This is a genomic window from Siminovitchia fordii DSM 16014 = CIP 108821, assembly GCF_000374565.1.
Classification (GTDB): Bacteria; Bacillota; Bacilli; order Bacillales; family Bacillaceae_C; genus Siminovitchia; species Siminovitchia fordii.
On sequence record NZ_KB894703.1, the window covers coordinates 13,579 to 32,092 of the forward strand.

Consider the following 18,514-nt stretch of genomic DNA (forward strand, 5'->3'; position numbering starts at 1 on the left):
CCATGAAATATTAGAATATCCGCTGCCACCACCGTTTTTTCTTTTCTTTTTTACTGGGGGCAGGTTCCACTTGAGAGTCATGCAGATGGTCGGTACAATATTCCGTAGGCTCGGTGCCTCTCACAAAATAAGTGAGCCTGAAAACAGGGCAGGAGTTCGTCGCTATTTTACCATTTACAGGATCGACAGGGATTGCAACGACTTTTGCTGGAGGAGAAAATTCGTGTTCTTTTTCATCCTCTCCTTCCAGTGCGCGCTCCATGAAGCGGATCCAAATATTTTTTGCGTATAATTTATCTTCTGTCAGGGTGATTTCTTTTCCTTTATCGTACCCTGTCCATACGACGGACGCCAATTTCGGCGTAAACCCCGCCATCCAGCTGTCGGAGTTGGTTGAACCGGATTTTCCAGCATATTCCCGGCTCATCTGGTTTATGACGGATGCCCCGGTGACCGTCGCATACCCGTTCAACTTTTTATCAAACATGCCTGTCATCATATGGCTTAAAACAAAGGCAAACTCTGGTTTCAGTACCTGCTCATTAAATTTCGGTGCCTCATAGATTACTTTTCCTCGGAAATCCTCCACCCGAACAATGAAAACCGGCTCCACTTTCTTGCCACCGTTCGCTATGATACTGTAGGCATTCAGCAGCTCAATCGGTTTTACTCCAGAAGTCCCCAAGGCAAGGGAAGGGACCTTCTTCATCTTGGTGGATATTCCCACCTTGCGGATTGTGTCGACCAGCGTATCCTGTCCTAGAAACAGGTGGGTTTTAACGGCATAAACATTATCAGAAAGAGCGAGCGCCTGTGCCATCGTGATTTCTCCATTTGCATATTGGTTGTTATAATTATGCGGCGTATATTCAGACTGCCCATCACTGAACCTAAAAGTGGTCGGTTCGCTCTTTAATATGGATGATGGAGTGAATCCATGTTCTAATGCAGTGTAGTATAGAAGGGGCTTGATTGTTGACCCCGGTTGTCTTATAGTCTGTGTTGCCCTGTTAAAAGAGCTGTTTTTATAGTTCCTTCCGCCAACTAAAGCTGTGACATATCCCGTTTCGGGATCCATTGCAGCAAACCCGGCCTGTATATCAGTTGATTCCGATATCGTTTCACTTATCGCTTTTTCAGCAATATCTTGTTGTTTCACATCAAGTGCAGTATACACTCTCAAGCCTCCAAGAGCTATGCTCCTATCATCCAGTCCCACCTTGTCCTTCAATTCTTTTTTTACAGTATCATAGAAATAAGGTGCTATTTCCGCCTGATGATGAGGGTGTTTCCCAATAAAGAAAAGCGGTTCTTTTGAGGCGACTTTCGCTTCTTCAGGCGAAATTGCCCCTGTTTCCTCCATTGCACTTAATACAAGTCCTTGCCTGGACTTTGCCTTTTCTTCTGAGATGAGCGGAGAATATATTCCGGGACCCTTGGGAATGCCGGCAAGCATGGATGCTTCCGCAAGTGTAAGTTCCTTCGCGCTTTTTCCGTAATAAAACTGGCTGGCAGCCTCAATTCCGTATGCTCCATGCCCGAAAGATATAGTGTTGAGGTAGCCTTCAAGAATTTCCTCCTTGCCGTAATTCACCTCAAGGCGGATTGTATAAAAGGCTTCCAGCAATTTGCGCGACCATGTTTTATCAAGAGTCAAAAACAGGTTTCGAGCATATTGCTGTGAAATCGTACTTGCTCCCTGAACTTTGCCCATGGCTTTAACGTTTGCCGCCATGGCACCGGCAATCCTTTTGAGGTCAAAGCCGTGATGGCTGTAAAAAGTACGATCCTCAATCGAAATGATTGCATCCGAAACATGTGAAGGAATTTCATCCAATGAAATCCAATATCTTTTTTCCCCACTATTGCTTTCTCCAATGATTGAGCCGTCGGATGCGTAGTATAATGTAGATTGCGGAATAGACAATGGCGGCGGGCCGAGAATTTTGATCCACAGCCAAAAAGAGAATAATACGATAATTAGGATTGTCGCAGTTAAAAGCGATAAAACCGAAAACAAACGAAATGTTCTCCATCTTTTTTTTGAACCCGTGACTGCTTCCAATTCCTCACCCCCTGAATTCTAGCAATCTCATTCAACAGTATGAAAGAAAAAGCATGAATTTATTCATGGGGCGAGTATAAATTGTCCTATTTTATAATATAAAGAAGTGGCATCGCTCAAGTTGGAAGCACTACTCGGCATGAAAGCAATCAAGTTATTTATAAATAAGGGGTTTTTCCGATAAGCAGGAAGTGTCTCGCTTTCCTTATCTATTATCTCATCGGAGGAGCTCCAGTTTGTAAGTCCCTATGACGTTTGCTTTTTTCTTTGGGATCATCTATATGTACGACTTTATTTCTTCCTGTCTGTTTCGCTATGTACATCGCCTTGTCGGCCAGATTGTACAACTCCTTAACCAATTTGCCATTTTGGGGGGAAGAACTGATCCCGACTGAAATAGTTACAGGAATCGAATGATTAGTAGAAGTGACAAATGGCCGTTCGGCAATGGAAAGGCGTATTTTTTCCGCAGTTTTCTTAGCTGTTTCTTTATCGAAACCTGGAAGGATCATTGCAAATTCTTCTCCGCCAATTCTTGAAACGGGACCGCCGATGGATGAGACCTCTCTCCTCAGACGAGAGGAAAGCTCAATCAGTATTTCATCGCCGATTGGATGTCCATATGTATCATTCACCTTTTTAAAATGGTCGATATCAAGCATGATTACCGAAAACGGGCCTTTGTCCGCTTCTGAAAAAAACGCCGAAATTTCCTGGAATTTCCGATTGTTGTTCAGGCCTGTTAAATGATCGGTTTCCGAAAGAGCTTCGATCTGCCTGATTTTCCTGAAATGTACATTCATTTCACGCAAAATGACAAGAACAGTAAAAAAAGATATGAATGAAAAAACAACGAAATAAAAAGTGTCAATAATAGTGTCCCAAGATAAGCCCATTAGGAAAATGAGCACAATCACAGTCTGAAGTGTCAAATAATAAAAATAATAGGGAGCATTCCTAAACGTCATCGGTTTATTGATTGAAAATAAGACGATAATAAAACTGGCGATGATCACATTCATCCCGGCAACGAATGCTGATACAGTGGCACCGTCAATCAAAAAACGGCTGACGCCTATAATCAGGGCACTAACCAAAAGTGCGCCAGGTCCTCCAAAAATTCCTGAAATGACGATGACGGCAGTTCTGGCATCTACGAAAACATCATCCGAAACTGGAACGGATGTTTTCATCAATATGGTACCGGCAAAGCCGGCCATTAATCCAATCATCAATGGATGCAGCTTTGGAAAGGGGACCCGGATTCGAACATGATCTTGAAATGGCCAATAAGATAAAACCGTAAAAGTAAATAGGATGCAAAAATTGGTTGCAAGTTTTAAAAACATCTTAATTCACCTGTCAGACAATATTGGGCTAATTATACCATTGTTGTATGTTTTCAAAAGGTTAACTTTTTAGAAAAAGGAAACTGTTTTTAGGCCAATCATGCTATCCACGCATGGACTTTCTGTTGAAATTTTCCTATAATGAATAGGTTACATTACAAAAAAAGGGTGTGGCGGCATTGACGGCGGATGTCCAAACTCCGGTCAAAATTCATCTAACGACAAAGATTAATCTTGATGGAGAAGAAGAAACATTTGAAATGATCTTGTTCGGCCAGTATTACCGCAAAAACAATGCGGTTTTTCTGAAATATGATGAAGTTCAAGAGGAAGGGACAATTCATACTCTTGTAAAGGTCAATGGTGAGGAAGCGATCATTTTCAGAAAAGGGATCATCAACATGCGCATGAAATTCCGCCTGAATGAACAAAAGGATGGATCCCACGCCAGTGAATACGGAAGCCTATTACTATCCACGGATACGAAACGACTGGCTCATCTTGAACATGGCGGTAAATGTGAAGGCACTATCAATCTTGGATATGATTTATACATGCAAGGCACACATGCCGGAAAATATGATATGGAAATACAGTATAGGGAGGAAACAGGAAGTCTATGAACGTAGTGGGGCAGAAGCAGGATACTTTGAAGCAGGAAATCAAGAATGCCATTTTAAAAGCCGGACTGGCTGCTGAAGACCAAATACCAGAGATTGTATTGGAAACACCGAAAGAAAAGGCGCATGGTGATTATTCCACCAACATGGCCATGCAGTTGGCTCGCGTTGCAAAAAAAGCTCCGAGAGCAATCGCTGAAGAGATCAAAGCGAATATAGATATGTCAGTTGCGTCCATTGAAAAAATTGATATTGCCGGTCCTGGGTTTATTAATTTTTATATGGACAACAGCTATTTGACTGAGCTTGTTCCGGCGATATTGGAAGCAGGCGATGAATACGGCCGCTCGGAGGCAGGAAATGGCGAAAAAGTCCAAGTGGAATTTGTCTCTGCCAATCCGACAGGGGACCTTCACCTTGGACATGCGCGCGGAGCCGCAGTCGGGGATTCATTATGCAACATTCTGGATAAAGCAGGTTATGAAGTTTCAAGGGAATACTATATAAATGATGCGGGGAACCAAATCAATAATCTTGCCCTGTCTGTTGAAGCGCGATATTTCCAAGCGCTGGGACTTGACAAACCGATGCCTGAAGACGGCTACCATGGCGAAGATATCGTCGAGATCGGAAAAAAACTTGCTGAGGAACACGGCGATAAGTTTGTCAATGAAAGTGAGGAAGACCGTATTGCATTTTTCCGCCGCTTTGGGCTGGACTTTGAATTGGAAAAGTTAAAGAATGTTCTGAAGCAATTCCGTGTAGCTTTTGACGTATGGTATTCTGAAACTTCCCTTTACGAGAGCGGAAAAATAGATGAGACACTCGGATTATTGCAGGAAAAAGGCCACCTTTATGAAAAGGAAGGGGCAACCTGGTTCCGCTCAACCGATTTTGGCGACGACAAGGATCGTGTGCTGATCAAGAATGATGGCAGCTACACATATATTACACCGGATATTGCTTATCATCTGGATAAAATCAACCGTGGCTTCGATAAGCTCATCAATATTTGGGGGGCGGACCATCATGGTTACATCCCGAGGATGAAAGCTGCCATTGAGGCACTCGGCTTTAACCCGGAGCGCCTGGAAGTGGAAATTATCCAGCTTGTCAATTTGTATAAAGACGGGGAAAGGGTCAAGATGAGCAAACGTTCTGGTAAAGCAGTGACGATGACTGACCTGATTGAAATGGTCGGACTTGATGCCGTTCGCTACTTCTTTGCCATGAGAAGCGGTGACACGCATATGGATTTTGACCTTGATCTGGCTGTTGCCGAATCAAATGACAACCCCGTCTTTTACGCCCAATATGCCCATGCACGGATTTGCAGTATTCTTCGTTCCGCGGAAGAAAAGGGAATCACTTTTGATGCAAACACCGATTTATCTTCCTTGTCCAGCGACAAAGCGATCGATCTCTTGAAGAAGCTCGGTGAATTCCCTCAAGTCATTGCTGAAGCGGCAGATAAAAGAATTCCACACCGGATAACCAATTACATTTTTGACTTGGCGTCCGTTTTCCACAGCTATTATAATGCTGAAAAAGTGTTGAATGAGGAACAGCTTGACGAAACGAAAGCCCGGCTTGCCCTGGTGAATGCGGCACAAATCACGTTGAAGAATGCCTTGACACTAGTGGGCGTGTCTGCACCGGAAAAAATGTAATATTTTTCGCTGAGAGGAACGCTGATATGGCGTTCCTCTTTTAGTTATAAAAAGCTTTTCAGCAACATTCCAGCCCATTCTTTCACACGGATGGAAAGAGGCGGATCATCCATTTCCTCCAAGAATAACTGGGTGGAGCGGTTGATATCTATCTGAATGATTCTTTCGGTTTTTTGAATGAATGCCTGATCGTAGATGAAACAATTGATTTCGTAGTTTAGCTTGAAGCTCCTGTAGTCGAAGTTAGCAGTTCCGATATCGCAGATTCTTCCGTCTATCAAAATGATCTTCGCATGGAAAAAGCCGGCTTCATATTGATAGACCTTCCCTCCGGCTGCCAGGACTTTCCGTAAATAGTGAAGTGAAGCCTCCTTTACAATTGGGTGGTCTGATTTGTCCGGAACAAGGATTGTTACGGCAACTCCTCTTTGGACCGCTTGCTCTAATCCATCTACAAGTGTCTCCGGGGGGATGAAATAGGGTGTTCCGATAAATATGCTTTTCTCGGCCTGATCGAGTAACTTTAGGATTTCCCCTTCTGCATCAACACCCTGCGTCGGAAAAAAACGGTAGGCTATCGGTCCTTTCTCCAAAGAAGGAAAAAGAGACTTGTCTTTTAAATAATTGTCACCTGTTGCCTGCTCCCAGTCCAATAAAAACTCTCTTTGTAAATCTGCAATACCATCACCTTCGATCCGCAAATGATAATCACGCCAAGGTGAAAGAACGGGATCAAGATCTATATACTCCTTTCCTACATTAAACCCCCCTACGTAACCAATTTTTCCATCAATAATAGTGACTTTTCGATGGTTTCTTTGTTGAATGGAGTAAAAGAGAAAGGGAAAGCGTGGACGATGGCAAAAAATAACTTCAACTCCGGCGGAACGTGCCTTTTTTATAAGTTTTTTCGAAACCTCTCTGCTCCCGAACCAGTCAAGAAGGAGACGCACTTTGAGACCTTTGTTCGCCTGATCGATCAATACTTCAAAAAAATGTTGGCAGAAGTGGTCGTTTTTTACTATATAGAACAGTACGTGAATACTTGTCTGTGCATTATAAAGGTCATCAAAGTAATTGGAAAAAAGATTAGGGCCGTTAGTAAATATTTGCATCCGGCCATGTCGAATGGGGTAACTGCAGCGTCTGCTTTTTTTTTCATGAATGTATCTGCCGAGAAAAAAATCCGCAGAAGCGGCAATAAACAATACGATGATTAGTATAATGAGCCCGGTAAGCCACTTCAACGGAATCCCTCCTCAAAGCTCTGTATGAAATGAAACGCCTAATTAGTATTCCCAAAATATCATGTAAAAAGCTGTGAAAACCGAATAAATCATGTATAATTACACTTGATATAAACAATTGCATATTTTTGGATTCGGTTGCTTTTCATGGCTATTTTAAAGGGCTTTGAAAGCTGAAAAGGGAAGTTGGTGAAATTCCAACGCGGTCCCGCCACTGTAAATGGGAGCATCTTGCCATATCCACTGTGCATATACGCATGGGAAGGGGCAAAATGTGATGATCATGAGCCAGGAGACCTGCCGGTTCCAAACACCAAAAGCCTGCGCGGATGGGAGAGGTGACAAGCAGATCATAAATCTGTGTGTACGTTCATGCCTTTATACATACCCATCTCCTTCGCCAGGGGATGTTTTTTATTTTTTATATAGGAGGATGCACAGCATGAAAAAGGTTTATTCGTTGTTGGCGGCCCTAATGCTAATAGGTTTATTGGCAGCCTGCGGCAATAATGAAAGTATGGAAGAAGGGAAGCAAGGTAATACTGAACCGAAAACCGAACAGGTTGCCAAAGACAGCTTTCCGGTGACACTCAAGGATGCGGCAGACAAAGAAATTACAATTGAGAAAAAGCCTGAAAAGATTATTTCCCTCATTCCAAGCAACACGGAGATCCTTTACGCTCTTGGTGCGGGGGATGAAGTAGTGGGGGTTTCCGAAAATGATAATTACCCGGAAGATGTGAAGGACAAGGAGCAGGTAGCTGGACTTGAATTAAACATTGAGAAGATTATTTCATTAAAACCTGATCTTGTATTGGCACATGGTTCGGCGGGGGATATGTGGGAATCAGGCTTAAAGCAGCTGGAAGATAGCGGCATAACTGTTCTTGTAGTTCATAACGCAGAAAGCTTTGATGAAGTGTACGATACGATTGATTTTATTGCCAAGGCTACAGGCCATACGGAAGAAGCTTCAGATACCATCAATGATATGAAAGCCAAGCTTGATGAAATTGAAAAGAAAGCAGCCGACATCAAGGAAGAAGATCAAAAATCCGTATTTGTTGAAATTTCACCAGCCCCTGAAATTTATGCTGCTGGTAAAAATACATTCATGGATGAAATGCTGAAGACAATCAACGCAAAAAATTCCGTTCAAGAGGAAGGGTGGCCAATGATTAATGAAGAAGCCATCATTAAAATGAATCCGGAAGTCATTATTGTCAACTATAACTATGTAGACAATGCAGTTGATCAGGTGTTAGACCGCGAAGGGTGGCAGGATGTCGCAGCAATTAAGGGTAAGCAGGTTTATACGGTTGACGAAAACCTTGTGAGCCGTTCCGGCCCGCGGATCGTTGAAGGAGTAGAGGAGCTTGCAAAAGCTGTTTATCCGGATGTTTTCAAGGAATAAGTCCCTCTCGGGATATGTAGCGGCAATCTTTTTTCTGATTGCCGCCATTCTTGCTGGAATTTCAATAGGATCTGTAAGGGTTCCTGTCGGGGATATCGTCAACCTTATCATGGGGCAGATAGTGCCCGTATTTAAAGTGGAGCAAACAGATCCCATGTTTGTGAACATCGTCATGAATATCCGGCTGCCACGTGTTGTACTTGCTGGCCTCGTTGGCGCATCGCTTTCGATTGCAGGAGCGGCTTTTCAGGGACTTCTCCGCAATCCGCTTGCCGACCCCTATACGCTTGGTGTTTCATCTGGTGCATCTGTGGGAGCAGTTATTACTTTGTTTTACCAAATCTCCTTGCCGCTCGCAGGGATATTCACCTTGCCACTATTCAGTATTGCTTCAGCCTTTATCACCATCCTCATCGTCCTTTTATTTGCAAGAAGTATCGACAGATCCATGAAAGTGGAGACAATCATATTAACTGGAATCATTTTCAGCTCCTTTCTCGGAGCACTCATCTCGTTAATGATTGCCCTTTCGGGTGAAGAGCTTCGACAAATAATAGGCTGGCTGCTTGGAAGTGTCTCCATGAGAGGATGGAGTTATGTGCAGATCATATTGCCGTTCTTAATAATAGGAAGTCTTGTACTTTTAGTGAATGCCCGTGAGCTGAATGCAATTGCTTTTGGTGAAGAAAGGGCGCAGTATCTCGGTGTCAATGTGGCTTCCAGAAAGCTCGCTGTTCTTGCTTCAAGTTCGATAATCACAGGAGCTGCGGTTGCCGTTTCGGGGACGATCGGGTTTGTCGGACTTGTGATCCCGCATTTGGCGAGAATATTATGGGGCCCGGACCATAAGCACTTAATGCCCCTCTCGATGTTGATTGGTGCAGGTTTCCTGATCTTGGCCGATTTAGCTGCAAGGACGATTATAGAACCTGCTGAGCTGCCCATTGGAGTTATCACCGCATTAATAGGGGCACCTGTATTTGCTTTTATTTTGCTAAGAAGACGAATGGAAAGAAGTGGATGACGTGCTTCAAGTGAAAAATCTTTCCGGCGGATATTCGGATAAAAATATATTAAAAAACATAACGTTTACAGTAGACCGTGGGGAAATGTTCGGTATCCTTGGACCGAATGGAAGCGGCAAGTCGACGCTGCTTAAAATGATCAGCAGGCTTCTTCCATTCAAGGATGGGGAGATAATGGTTGCAAACCATCCCATTCAGAACTATTCTTCAAAAGAACTTGCAAAGTTGATGGCTGTATTGCCTCAGGTTACGAGTGAAGTATTCCCATTCACAGTGAGGGAAACGGTTGAACTTGGAAGATATGCGCATCAGCGCAGCCTGTTCCATTCATGGAGCCAGAAAGATGAGTCTGTTGTTCAGGAAGTGATGAGCCTGACAAAGATCAAAGCGTTCCAGGATGTGTCATTACAAGATTTATCCGGAGGTGAACGGCAAAGAGTCTTTCTTGCACAGGCACTTACACAGGAGCCGGACATTCTTCTTTTAGATGAACCTACAAACCACTTGGACCTGTCCCATCAAAAAGGACTGCTTGATCAGCTGAAACGATGGACAAGGCAGCGAAGGCATACCGTTCTCACTGTTTTTCATGATCTTAACCTTGCTAGCCTTTATTGCGACCGTCTGCTTCTTTTAGATGAAGGGAAAATAATTTGTATCGGCTCACCGGAAGAGGTGCTGAATGAGCCGTTGATCCGTCGGATTTATAAGACTATGATCGAAAAACATCCTCACCCCCAAGTCCCGAAACCAAACATGGTGATCATTCCAGAGACAGAGAGGGATCATCAGATGATCTTGGACGGAAGTCATTTATCCAATAGTGACGAAGCTGTTTTGTTTCATTCTCCTATACCGTTAAAGACAGTAGCATCCGCTTCAAGCGGCTCCGGTATGGGATGGAAGGAAAAATTCTTTATTAGTAAAAATTCGTCAATAGAAACTGATCCAAAAGCTATTGAAATGAAGGTTCAAAATGATGATCAATTCTATACAAATAGCAGAGAATACCACGAAGATGGGTTTTCTATTTTATTCGTAATAGTCACAAATCTGCGATTGCAATTTTTTCATACTTGGCTTTTTATTAATGGGCGGGTTTGTGAAAGTGCATTAATTGAAGCGATGGCAACTTCTTTGGAAGTAAAGGAAACGGTCTTGAGAGAGAAACACCGACCAAATGAAACGGATGATGGCATCGTGGTTGCGGCCACACAAAAAGGAATCCATTTCGCAACGGCCAGGCCCACTTCCAAGCTGGGGAAAATCATCCGCCGTGGAATAATGGAAGGCTCTGCAAAGCTGTTTAACAGCATGCAAGCCGGAATGTCGAAATAATGTTTATATATCGGTAAGCTTCTGACGTTCGTGAAAAATTGGATTTGAACCTGGAGTTTCCTAATGATCATAGTAAAAATCTGTATTGGATTTCCAAAGCAGAGGAGCCTGAGATAAAAAGTTGAGTTTTTGGACAAAGGAATCGGAAATTTGCCCCCCCTAAAGGTGTAATCGGCCTCGCCAAAAGCACCATATCATACTTTCACCGATCCACACCCCGGATTTAGATCATCCATATCATTACATTTACTTTTTATCTGTCCCTGATCGCATCTCAACAGGGGCAGTTTTTCATTTGTTAAAGAAAAAGAATTGAGGCTTTGTCAGATTATGATGAAAGTTCATAGCGTGTCACCAAAGTTTTTATAACCAAATCGGCATCCGAATGCAGTTTATTCTTTTTCCATATCAATAGCTGCTGAATTTTGAGTAGAAATAAGCCGAATTTTTTTGAATGCAGTCATCCCATGCCATTGGAGACAAATCTTTTTTAATGAATTTTGATCAGGAAGAGCTCAGCCATGATCTATACATCGAGGGACAGGAGCTTGCACTTTTATAAATTCCATCTTGACTGAATGCTCATTCATTATATAATAGAGTTAATAACTTTCAGAAAAGTCATTTGTTGTTAACAATTCGGAAGGGAGCGGTCACGTCATATGCATGCTTTGCTGTGGTTGAATTGGCTTGCGTTTTTGCTTGTTACGGCTTACGGGGTGTATCTGTTTGCCTATGTCGTCAAAACGCGCATCAAGTTTATTAAACTTGGAAAAAAGACGGAGTTTGATCATGATGTAAAAGCGCGGCTGAAAAATATTTGGACCTATGTTTTTGGCCAGAAAAAGCTGCTCAAAGATAAAAAGAGCGGAATTATCCATGTCATGTTTTTCTATGGATTTATTCTTGTGCAATTTGGTGCAATCGATTTCATTTGGAAAGGGCTCGCACCGGGGTCACATCTGCCGCTCGGTCCGCTTTATCCCGGATTTAAGTTTTTCCAGGAAATTGTAACGCTCATCATATTGGTTGCAGTTATATGGGCATTTTACAGACGATATATTGAAAAGCTTGTCAGGTTGAAGAGGGGTTTCTATGCAGGTCTCGTCCTTCTTTTTATCGGGGGCCTCATGCTGTCTGTATTGCTAGGAAACGGTATGGCGCTTATATGGCAAGGTGAAGAGCTTGCATGGACTGAGCCTGTGGCTTCCGGAATTGCTGCTGCATTCAGCTGGATAACCCCGCTTGCTGCAGGTGTGGTCTTTTATGTAGCATGGTGGATCCATTTGCTGATATTACTTGCTTTTCTAGTTTACGTCCCCCAATCGAAACACGCGCATTTGATTGCAGGTCCGGCCAACGTTTACCTTGAACCCCTTGATGGCGGCAGAAAACTTGCACCGATTGATTTCGAGGATGAAACGGCGGAGACCTTTGGTGTGGGAAAAATTGATGAATTTACCGATCTCCAGCTTGTTGATCTGTATGCTTGTGTGGAGTGCGGCCGCTGTACCAATATGTGTCCGGCGACGGGAACCGGAAAAATGCTGTCTCCGATGGATATCATGATTAAGCTCCGAGACCATTTGACGAATTACGGAGCTGCCGTAACGAGAAAGCAGCCATGGGTACCGACTTACGCTTTTGCCAAAACAGTTGGCAATCAAATAGCGAAGGCAAGTGGAGGCAAAGGAGCATCTGAAGCAGCCGCGGCTTTGGATTATCAGGCGAGCATGATTGGCGATATTATTACCGAAGAAGAGTTATGGGCCTGTACAACGTGCCGTAATTGTGAAGATCAGTGCCCCGTGATGAACAAACATGTAAGCCATATTATCGATATGCGCCGCTACCTTGTACTTACAGAAGGCAAAATGAATCCCGATGCACAGCGGGCGATGCAAAATATTGAAAGGCAAGGAAATCCTTGGGGACTGAACCGGAAGGAAAAAGAGAATTGGCGTGAGCTTCGTGATGATGTACAAGTACCGACAGTAAAAGAGTTGAAGAAAACAGGGGAAGAATTTGAATATTTGCTCTGGGTCGGCTCGATGGGGGCGTTTGATAACAGAAGCCAAAAGATCGCACTGTCCTTTGCAAAATTGCTTAACGAAGCCGGCGTGAAATTTGCCATTCTTGGAAACAAGGAAAAAAATTCCGGTGACACGCCAAGGCGTCTTGGAAATGAGTTCTTATTCCAGGAGCTGGCCTCTGCTAATATAAAAGAATTTGAGAAAAACGGTATTAAAAAAATTGTAACAATAGACCCTCATGCATATAATATTTTTAAAAATGAGTATCCTGACTTTGGGTTGGAAGCGGAAGTCTATCATCACACCGAGCTGCTTGATCAGTTGGTGAAAGAAGGACGACTAAAGCCAAAATATGAAGTGAATGAAAAAATTACCTTCCACGACTCTTGCTATCTTGGGCGCTATAACGACGTTTATGATCCACCGAGGGAAATTCTTAAGTCGATCCCAGGTGTCACTCTGGTGGAAATTGAAAGAAACCGGGAAAATGGCATGTGTTGTGGTGCAGGCGGCGGATTGATGTGGATGGAAGAAGATACAGGACACCGTATAAATGTCGCAAGGACCGAGCAGGCTCTTGCTGTCAATCCCTCTATCATCAGTTCCGGCTGTCCATATTGCCTGACGATGCTGTCTGATGGAGCCAAGGCCAAAGAGGTCGAGGATACGGTAAAAACATACGATGTAGCAGAGATTTTGGAAAAAACTGTACTCGGTGAGCCGGGTACTCATCAAGCTTCATAATATATTTCGAGGTGCTTCTTTTAAAAGAGGCGCCTCTTTCTCCAAGTATAATCGAGCGAGCGTTCAGTCACCAGAATGAAAGCGTTTTACTTTTGTGGGATAGGGATGTAGAAGTTTTAGAGTGCTGTTCATCTACAGTGCTCAACCACTAGCAAACTTCAATTCTTAAATAAGCTCCACTTTTTCTGGGATGTTATTCGGTGAAGTGGTTTGGAGCATTTCAAAAGCAAACATCGGCTCCGACGTACAGGAAGTACTAGTGCAAGCGAAGCGACAGGACGTCGCGCCCTGAGCCTGCCGACGACAGGAAGTACTAGTGCAAGCGAAGCGTCTGGATGTCATGTTCTGAGCCTGTATTTGTCGCCGTATTCGTTGGCTCAAAATCATAAGCGCATCACTGCTGAAGGGAAATGACGCCTTCTGTGGTGTTCGCCTTATGATTGTCTCGATAAGCAGGTACTCTTGCATCTCATAATCTTTTATCTCATTGCAGAGTGTTCCTAGTTTACGTCGAAAAACGGGCTCCTGAGCATTCTAATAAAACTAAAAGGAGATGAAAAAATGGCTAGATCGGCAATTATTGCAGGTGCGAGAACACCGTTTGGTAAATTTGGAGGCAGCTTGAGTTCACTAACCGCTTCTGATCTGGGTGGAATTGCAGTAAAAGAAGCATTGGTACGGTCAAAAGTGAAGCCGGATGAGGTGCAGGAAGTCATTCTCGGTACAGTTTTACAGGGGGGGCAAGGACAAATTCCTTCCAGGCAGGCAGCGCAAAAGGCGGGTATTCCATGGGAAGTGAAAACAGAAACAATCAATAAAGTGTGTGCATCTGGAATGAGGGCAGTGACGTTAGCTGATCAGATCATCCGGTCAGGCGATGAGGAAATCATTGTGGCTGGGGGGATGGAATCAATGTCCAACGCCCCTTATATTTTGCCGGAAGTCAGATGGGGGCACAAGATGGGGGACGTACCGATAAAAGATCTTATGATCCACGATGGTCTGACGTGCTCTTTTTCCGGTGTCCATATGGGAACGTACGGAAATCATAGTGCGCTAAGATATGAGATTACGAGGGAAGAGCAAGATGAGTGGGCACTTAGAAGTCATAAACTGGCAATCAATGCGAAGAACAAAGGTGTGTTTTCTGAAGAAATCGTTCCGGTGGAGGTCTTCCAACGAAAAGGAGATCCAATCATTATTGATGAGGATGAGGGGCCAAGAAACGATACTTCGATTGAAAAGTTAGCGAAGCTTAAACCTGTTTTCGGCTCAGATGGAACGATCACTGCTGGAAATGCCCCGGGGGTGAACGATGGTGCGGCGGCTCTTGTATTGATGAGCGAAGAGAGGGCAGAGCGTGAGGGAAAGATCCCGCTTGGATTCATTATCGGCCATGCAGCGGTAGCAGTGGAAGCAAAGAACTTTCCTGAAACCCCAGGACTTGTCATTCATGAACTTTTAAAGAAACGTGGAAAGACAGTGGAAGAGATTGACCTATTTGAAGTTAACGAAGCTTTTGCTGCTGTAGCTTTGGCGAGTAGTAAAATCGCAAGTCTTGATCCGACAAAAGTAAATGTAAACGGCGGAGCAATCGCGCTCGGGCATCCGATTGGCGCAAGCGGTGCCAGAATTATTCTGACACTGGTATATGAACTGAAGCGGCGTGGAGGAGGGGTTGGAATTGCTTCAATATGCTCAGGTGGAGGCCAGGGAGATGCTGTTATGATCGAGGTTCCGAAAAATGATTGATTTGGAGGGAACAAAATGAAAATCGAAAAAGTGATGGTTGTCGGTGCTGGCCAGATGGGTTCAGGAATTGCCCAAGTTTGTGCCCAGGCAGGGTATCAGGTGTATTTAAATGATCTTAACGAAGCCATTGTTGAAAAAGGGCTTGGGATCATTCACAAAAACTTGGATAGACAGGTCCAAAAAGAAAGGATGAGCGAGGATGAAAAAGAGAACATTCTTGCAAGGTTCATTATATCAACTGATTTAAAAGATGCTGAGAATGCGGATATAGTGATCGAAGCAGCGGTTGAAAATCTGGAAATAAAAATGAGGGTTTTTGAGGAATTGGATCAATATGCACCTAATCATGCCATTTTGGCCACTAATACATCATCGCTGCCTATCACAGAAATCGCGGCGGCCACTAAGCGTCCGGAAAAGGTAATAGGCATGCATTTCATGAACCCGGTTCCCGTTATGAAATTAGTTGAAATTATCAGAGGCCTGGCTACAGATGGTGAGGTTTATCATGCTGTGAAGGAAATGACCGAACACTTGAAAAAGGTACCTGTAGAAGTGAACGATTTTCCGGGTTTTGTTTCCAACAGGGTTCTCATGCCTATGATAAATGAAGCCGTATACACATTATACGAGGGAGTTGCAACAAAGGAAGCGATTGATGAAGTGATGAAATTAGGCATGAATCACCCAATGGGACCTTTGACTCTCGCTGATTTTATCGGTCTGGATACATGTCTATATATTATGGAGACCCTCCATGAAGGTTTTGGAGATGACAAATACCGTCCATGTCCCCTATTGCGAAAATATGTAAAGGCAGGCTGGCTTGGAAAAAAAACGGGTCGGGGGTTTTATATATACGAGTAAGAAAAGCAAAAGCGCCTGTCCATCTATGCTGGACAGATCATCCACTTAACATTCCGATGAAAGCGGGAGGCAACGATGAACCTTCAATTTACCGAAGAACAGTTGATGATGAGAAAAATGGTGCGGGATTTTGCAGAATCCGACATTAAGCCTTACATTGAAAAAATGTCAGCAGGCGAGTTCCCCAGGGATGTCATCAAAAAAATGGGAGAGCTGGGATTGATGGGAATCACCACTCCGGAACAATACGGCGGGGCGGGTATGGACTTTATCTCTTATATAATTGCTATTCATGAGCTTTCGAAAGCAAGTGCGACGGTGGGAGTCATTTTGTCTGTCCATACGTCCGTCGGGACGAATCCGATACTTCAGTTCGGGACGGAGGAGCAAAAGAGAAAATTTATTCCAAGTCTTGCAAAAGGAAAATCATTGGCCGCGTTTTGTCTTACAGAGCCCGGAGCAGGATCGGATGCAGGTGCAATCAAATCCAGAGCGGTTAATGCAGGGAATCATTATGTAGTCAACGGATCTAAGATGTTTATCACGAACGGCGGAGAAGCGGATGTTTATATTGTATTTGCCGTTACGAATCCATCTAAAGGAAGCAGGGGAATTTCGGCATTTATTGTTGAAAAGAATACCCCGGGGTTTCTGATTGGAAAAGACGAAAAGAAGATGGGACTGGATGGGTCCAGAACGGTTCAGCTCACCTTTGATGACATGAAGGTGCCAGTAGATAATCGCCTTGGCAAAGAAGGGGATGGCTTTAAAATTGCAATGGCCAATCTGAATATTGGCCGGATTGGAATTGCTGCCCAAGCGCTTGGTATTGCAGAGGCCGCTTTTGAAGCGGCAGTCGGCTATGCAAAGGAACGAAGGCAGTTTGGCAAACCGATAGCCGAACAGCAGGCAGTGGCCTTTAAACTTGCCGACATGGCAACGGCTGTGGAAAGCGGAAAGTTACTGCTTTATCGCGCCGCAGATCTATGTTCAACAGGCGTTCCTTGTAAAAAAGAAGTCTCGATGGCAAAGCTGTTCGCTTCAAGGGCCGCTGTGGAGAATGCCACGGAAGCGATTCAAATATTCGGAGGGTACGGCTACACGAGAGATTATCCCGTTGAACGCTTTTTCAGAGATGCCAAGGTGACGGAGATATACGAAGGAACAAGCGAGATCCAAAAAATCGTTATAAGCAAACAGTTGTTGAAATAGAGGAGGCGTCTTGGATGAATTTTAAATTGAGTGAAGAACATGAAATGATCAGGAAAATGGTACGTGATTTTGCAAAGAAGGAAGTGGAGCCGACAGCAGCAGAACGCGATGAGGAAGAACGCTTTGACATGGGGATTTTTGAGAAAATGGCGGGGCTTGGCTTGACCGGGATTCCATGGCCGGAGAAATATGGCGGTATTGGAAGCGATTACTTGGCATACTGTATTGCTGTAGAAGAATTGTCCCGTGTCTGTGCTTCGACCGGAGTCACACTTTCCGCTCATACATCACTTGCAGGCTGGCCCGTCTTTACATTCGGCACGGAAGAACAGAAACAAAAATATTTGAAGCCGATGGCGGAAGGAACCAAGATTGGAGCCTATGGGCTGACAGAGCCTGGTTCCGGTTCGGATGCAAGCAGCATGAAAACAACAGTAAGAAGGAACGGGGACCATTATATATTGAACGGCTCCAAGATTTTTATTACAAATGGTGGAATTGCAGATATTTATATTGTTTTTGCTTTATTGAATCCGGAGGACAAAAGGAGCTCGACGGCTTTTATTATTGAGAAAGACTTTGAAGGGTTTTCTGTCGGAAAAAAAGAGAGGAAATTGGGGATCCGGTCGTCTCCGACAACTGAAATTATTTTTGAAGACTGCAAAGTCCCAGCGGAAAATCTGCTGGGAGAGGAAGGACAGGGCTTTAAAATTGCCATGATGACTTTAGATGGCGGGAGGAACGGGATCGCGGCGCAGGCTGTCGGAATCGCCCAAGGTGCTTTGGATGCGGCGGTGGAATATGCAAAGGAACGCAAGCAATTTGGAAGACCGATTGCTGACAATCAGGCCATCTCGTTTAAGCTGGCTGATATGGCAACAAACATCGAAGCTTCAAGACTATTAACCTATCAAGCTGCCTGGCTTGAGTCGGAAGGTCTCCCATATGGAAAGGAGTCGGCTATGTCCAAATTAATGGCCGGGGATACAGCCATGAAAGTGACAACTGACGCGGTGCAAATATTTGGCGGCTACGGATATACAAAGGATTATCCGGTTGAGCGATATATGCGCGACGCTAAAATCACCCAAATATATGAAGGCACTCAGGAGATTCAACGGCTTGTCATTTCAAGAATGTTAACGAAATAGAAAAACGAAGGGAACGTTTAGATGCAC

General features: G+C 44.0%; 13 protein-coding genes and 1 riboswitch. Of the genes, 10 read left to right on the forward strand and 3 right to left on the reverse strand.

What is annotated here, in order from left to right:
- Positions 1-10 precede the first annotated feature (10 nt).
- Both C509_RS0118335 and C509_RS0118340 read right to left on the reverse strand, forming a co-directional pair.
- Positions 11-2,065 carry a transglycosylase domain-containing protein gene (locus C509_RS0118335; RefSeq protein ID WP_018708388.1) on the reverse strand — a complete coding sequence of 685 codons (2,055 nt, stop codon included), beginning with the start codon at positions 2,063-2,065 and terminating at the stop codon, positions 11-13.
- A gap of 212 nt (positions 2,066-2,277) precedes the next feature.
- The gene (locus C509_RS0118340) at positions 2,278-3,414 is read right to left on the reverse strand and encodes a GGDEF domain-containing protein (RefSeq protein ID WP_018708389.1); all 1,137 of its coding nucleotides are present in this window, start codon (positions 3,412-3,414) and stop codon (positions 2,278-2,280) included.
- A 170-nt stretch (positions 3,415-3,584) separates the two neighbouring features.
- On the opposite strand from C509_RS0118340, the gene C509_RS0118345 reads away from it, so the two are divergent.
- Complete coding sequence (locus C509_RS0118345) at positions 3,585-4,037, forward strand: YwiB family protein (RefSeq protein WP_026319960.1); 453 nt, start codon at positions 3,585-3,587, stop codon at positions 4,035-4,037.
- Complete coding sequence (gene argS, locus C509_RS0118350; protein WP_018708391.1) at positions 4,034-5,704, forward strand: arginine--tRNA ligase; 1,671 nt, start codon at positions 4,034-4,036, stop codon at positions 5,702-5,704. The genes C509_RS0118345 and argS overlap by 4 nt, the downstream gene beginning before the upstream one ends.
- A 44-nt stretch (positions 5,705-5,748) precedes the next feature.
- Here argS and cls read toward each other — a convergent pair whose 3' ends face one another.
- A complete protein-coding gene (gene cls / locus C509_RS0118355; protein ID WP_018708392.1) occupies positions 5,749-6,951 on the reverse strand; it encodes a cardiolipin synthase in 1,203 nt (400 codons plus the stop codon).
- Between the two features lie 118 nt (positions 6,952-7,069).
- Positions 7,070-7,270, forward strand: a riboswitch (cobalamin riboswitch).
- A 123-nt stretch (positions 7,271-7,393) separates the two neighbouring features.
- On the opposite strand from cls, the gene C509_RS0118360 reads away from it, so the two are divergent.
- The 8 genes from C509_RS0118360 to C509_RS0118395 all read left to right on the forward strand — a co-directional run bounded on the left by C509_RS0118360 (position 7,394) and on the right by C509_RS0118395 (position 18,487).
- Positions 7,394-8,365: an ABC transporter substrate-binding protein gene (locus C509_RS0118360; RefSeq protein ID WP_018708393.1), complete on the forward strand. Its 972-nt coding sequence runs from the start codon at positions 7,394-7,396 to the stop codon at positions 8,363-8,365.
- On the forward strand, positions 8,328-9,389 hold the full coding sequence (locus C509_RS0118365) for a FecCD family ABC transporter permease (RefSeq protein WP_018708394.1): 1,062 nt from the start codon (positions 8,328-8,330) through the stop codon (positions 9,387-9,389). The genes C509_RS0118360 and C509_RS0118365 overlap by 38 nt, the downstream gene beginning before the upstream one ends.
- 10 nt (positions 9,390-9,399) lie before the next feature.
- On the forward strand, positions 9,400-10,728 hold the full coding sequence (locus C509_RS24265) for an ABC transporter ATP-binding protein (protein WP_245542507.1): 1,329 nt from the start codon (positions 9,400-9,402) through the stop codon (positions 10,726-10,728).
- A gap of 662 nt (positions 10,729-11,390) precedes the next feature.
- Entirely contained in the window at positions 11,391-13,505 is a 2,115-nt protein-coding gene (locus C509_RS0118375) for a (Fe-S)-binding protein (protein ID WP_018708396.1), read from the forward strand.
- A 561-nt stretch (positions 13,506-14,066) separates the two neighbouring features.
- A complete protein-coding gene (locus C509_RS0118380) occupies positions 14,067-15,257 on the forward strand; it encodes an acetyl-CoA C-acetyltransferase (protein WP_018708397.1) in 1,191 nt (396 codons plus the stop codon).
- Between the two features lie 15 nt (positions 15,258-15,272).
- Entirely contained in the window at positions 15,273-16,124 is an 852-nt protein-coding gene (locus tag C509_RS0118385; RefSeq protein ID WP_018708398.1) for a 3-hydroxybutyryl-CoA dehydrogenase, read from the forward strand.
- Between the two features lie 75 nt (positions 16,125-16,199).
- Positions 16,200-17,336, forward strand: coding sequence for an acyl-CoA dehydrogenase (locus C509_RS0118390; protein ID WP_018708399.1), 1,137 nt, complete (start codon positions 16,200-16,202; stop codon positions 17,334-17,336).
- A 14-nt stretch (positions 17,337-17,350) separates the two neighbouring features.
- Positions 17,351-18,487, forward strand: a complete 1,137-nt coding sequence (locus C509_RS0118395) for an acyl-CoA dehydrogenase (RefSeq protein WP_018708400.1) — start codon at positions 17,351-17,353, stop codon at positions 18,485-18,487.
- The last annotated feature ends 27 nt before the right edge of the window (positions 18,488-18,514 follow it).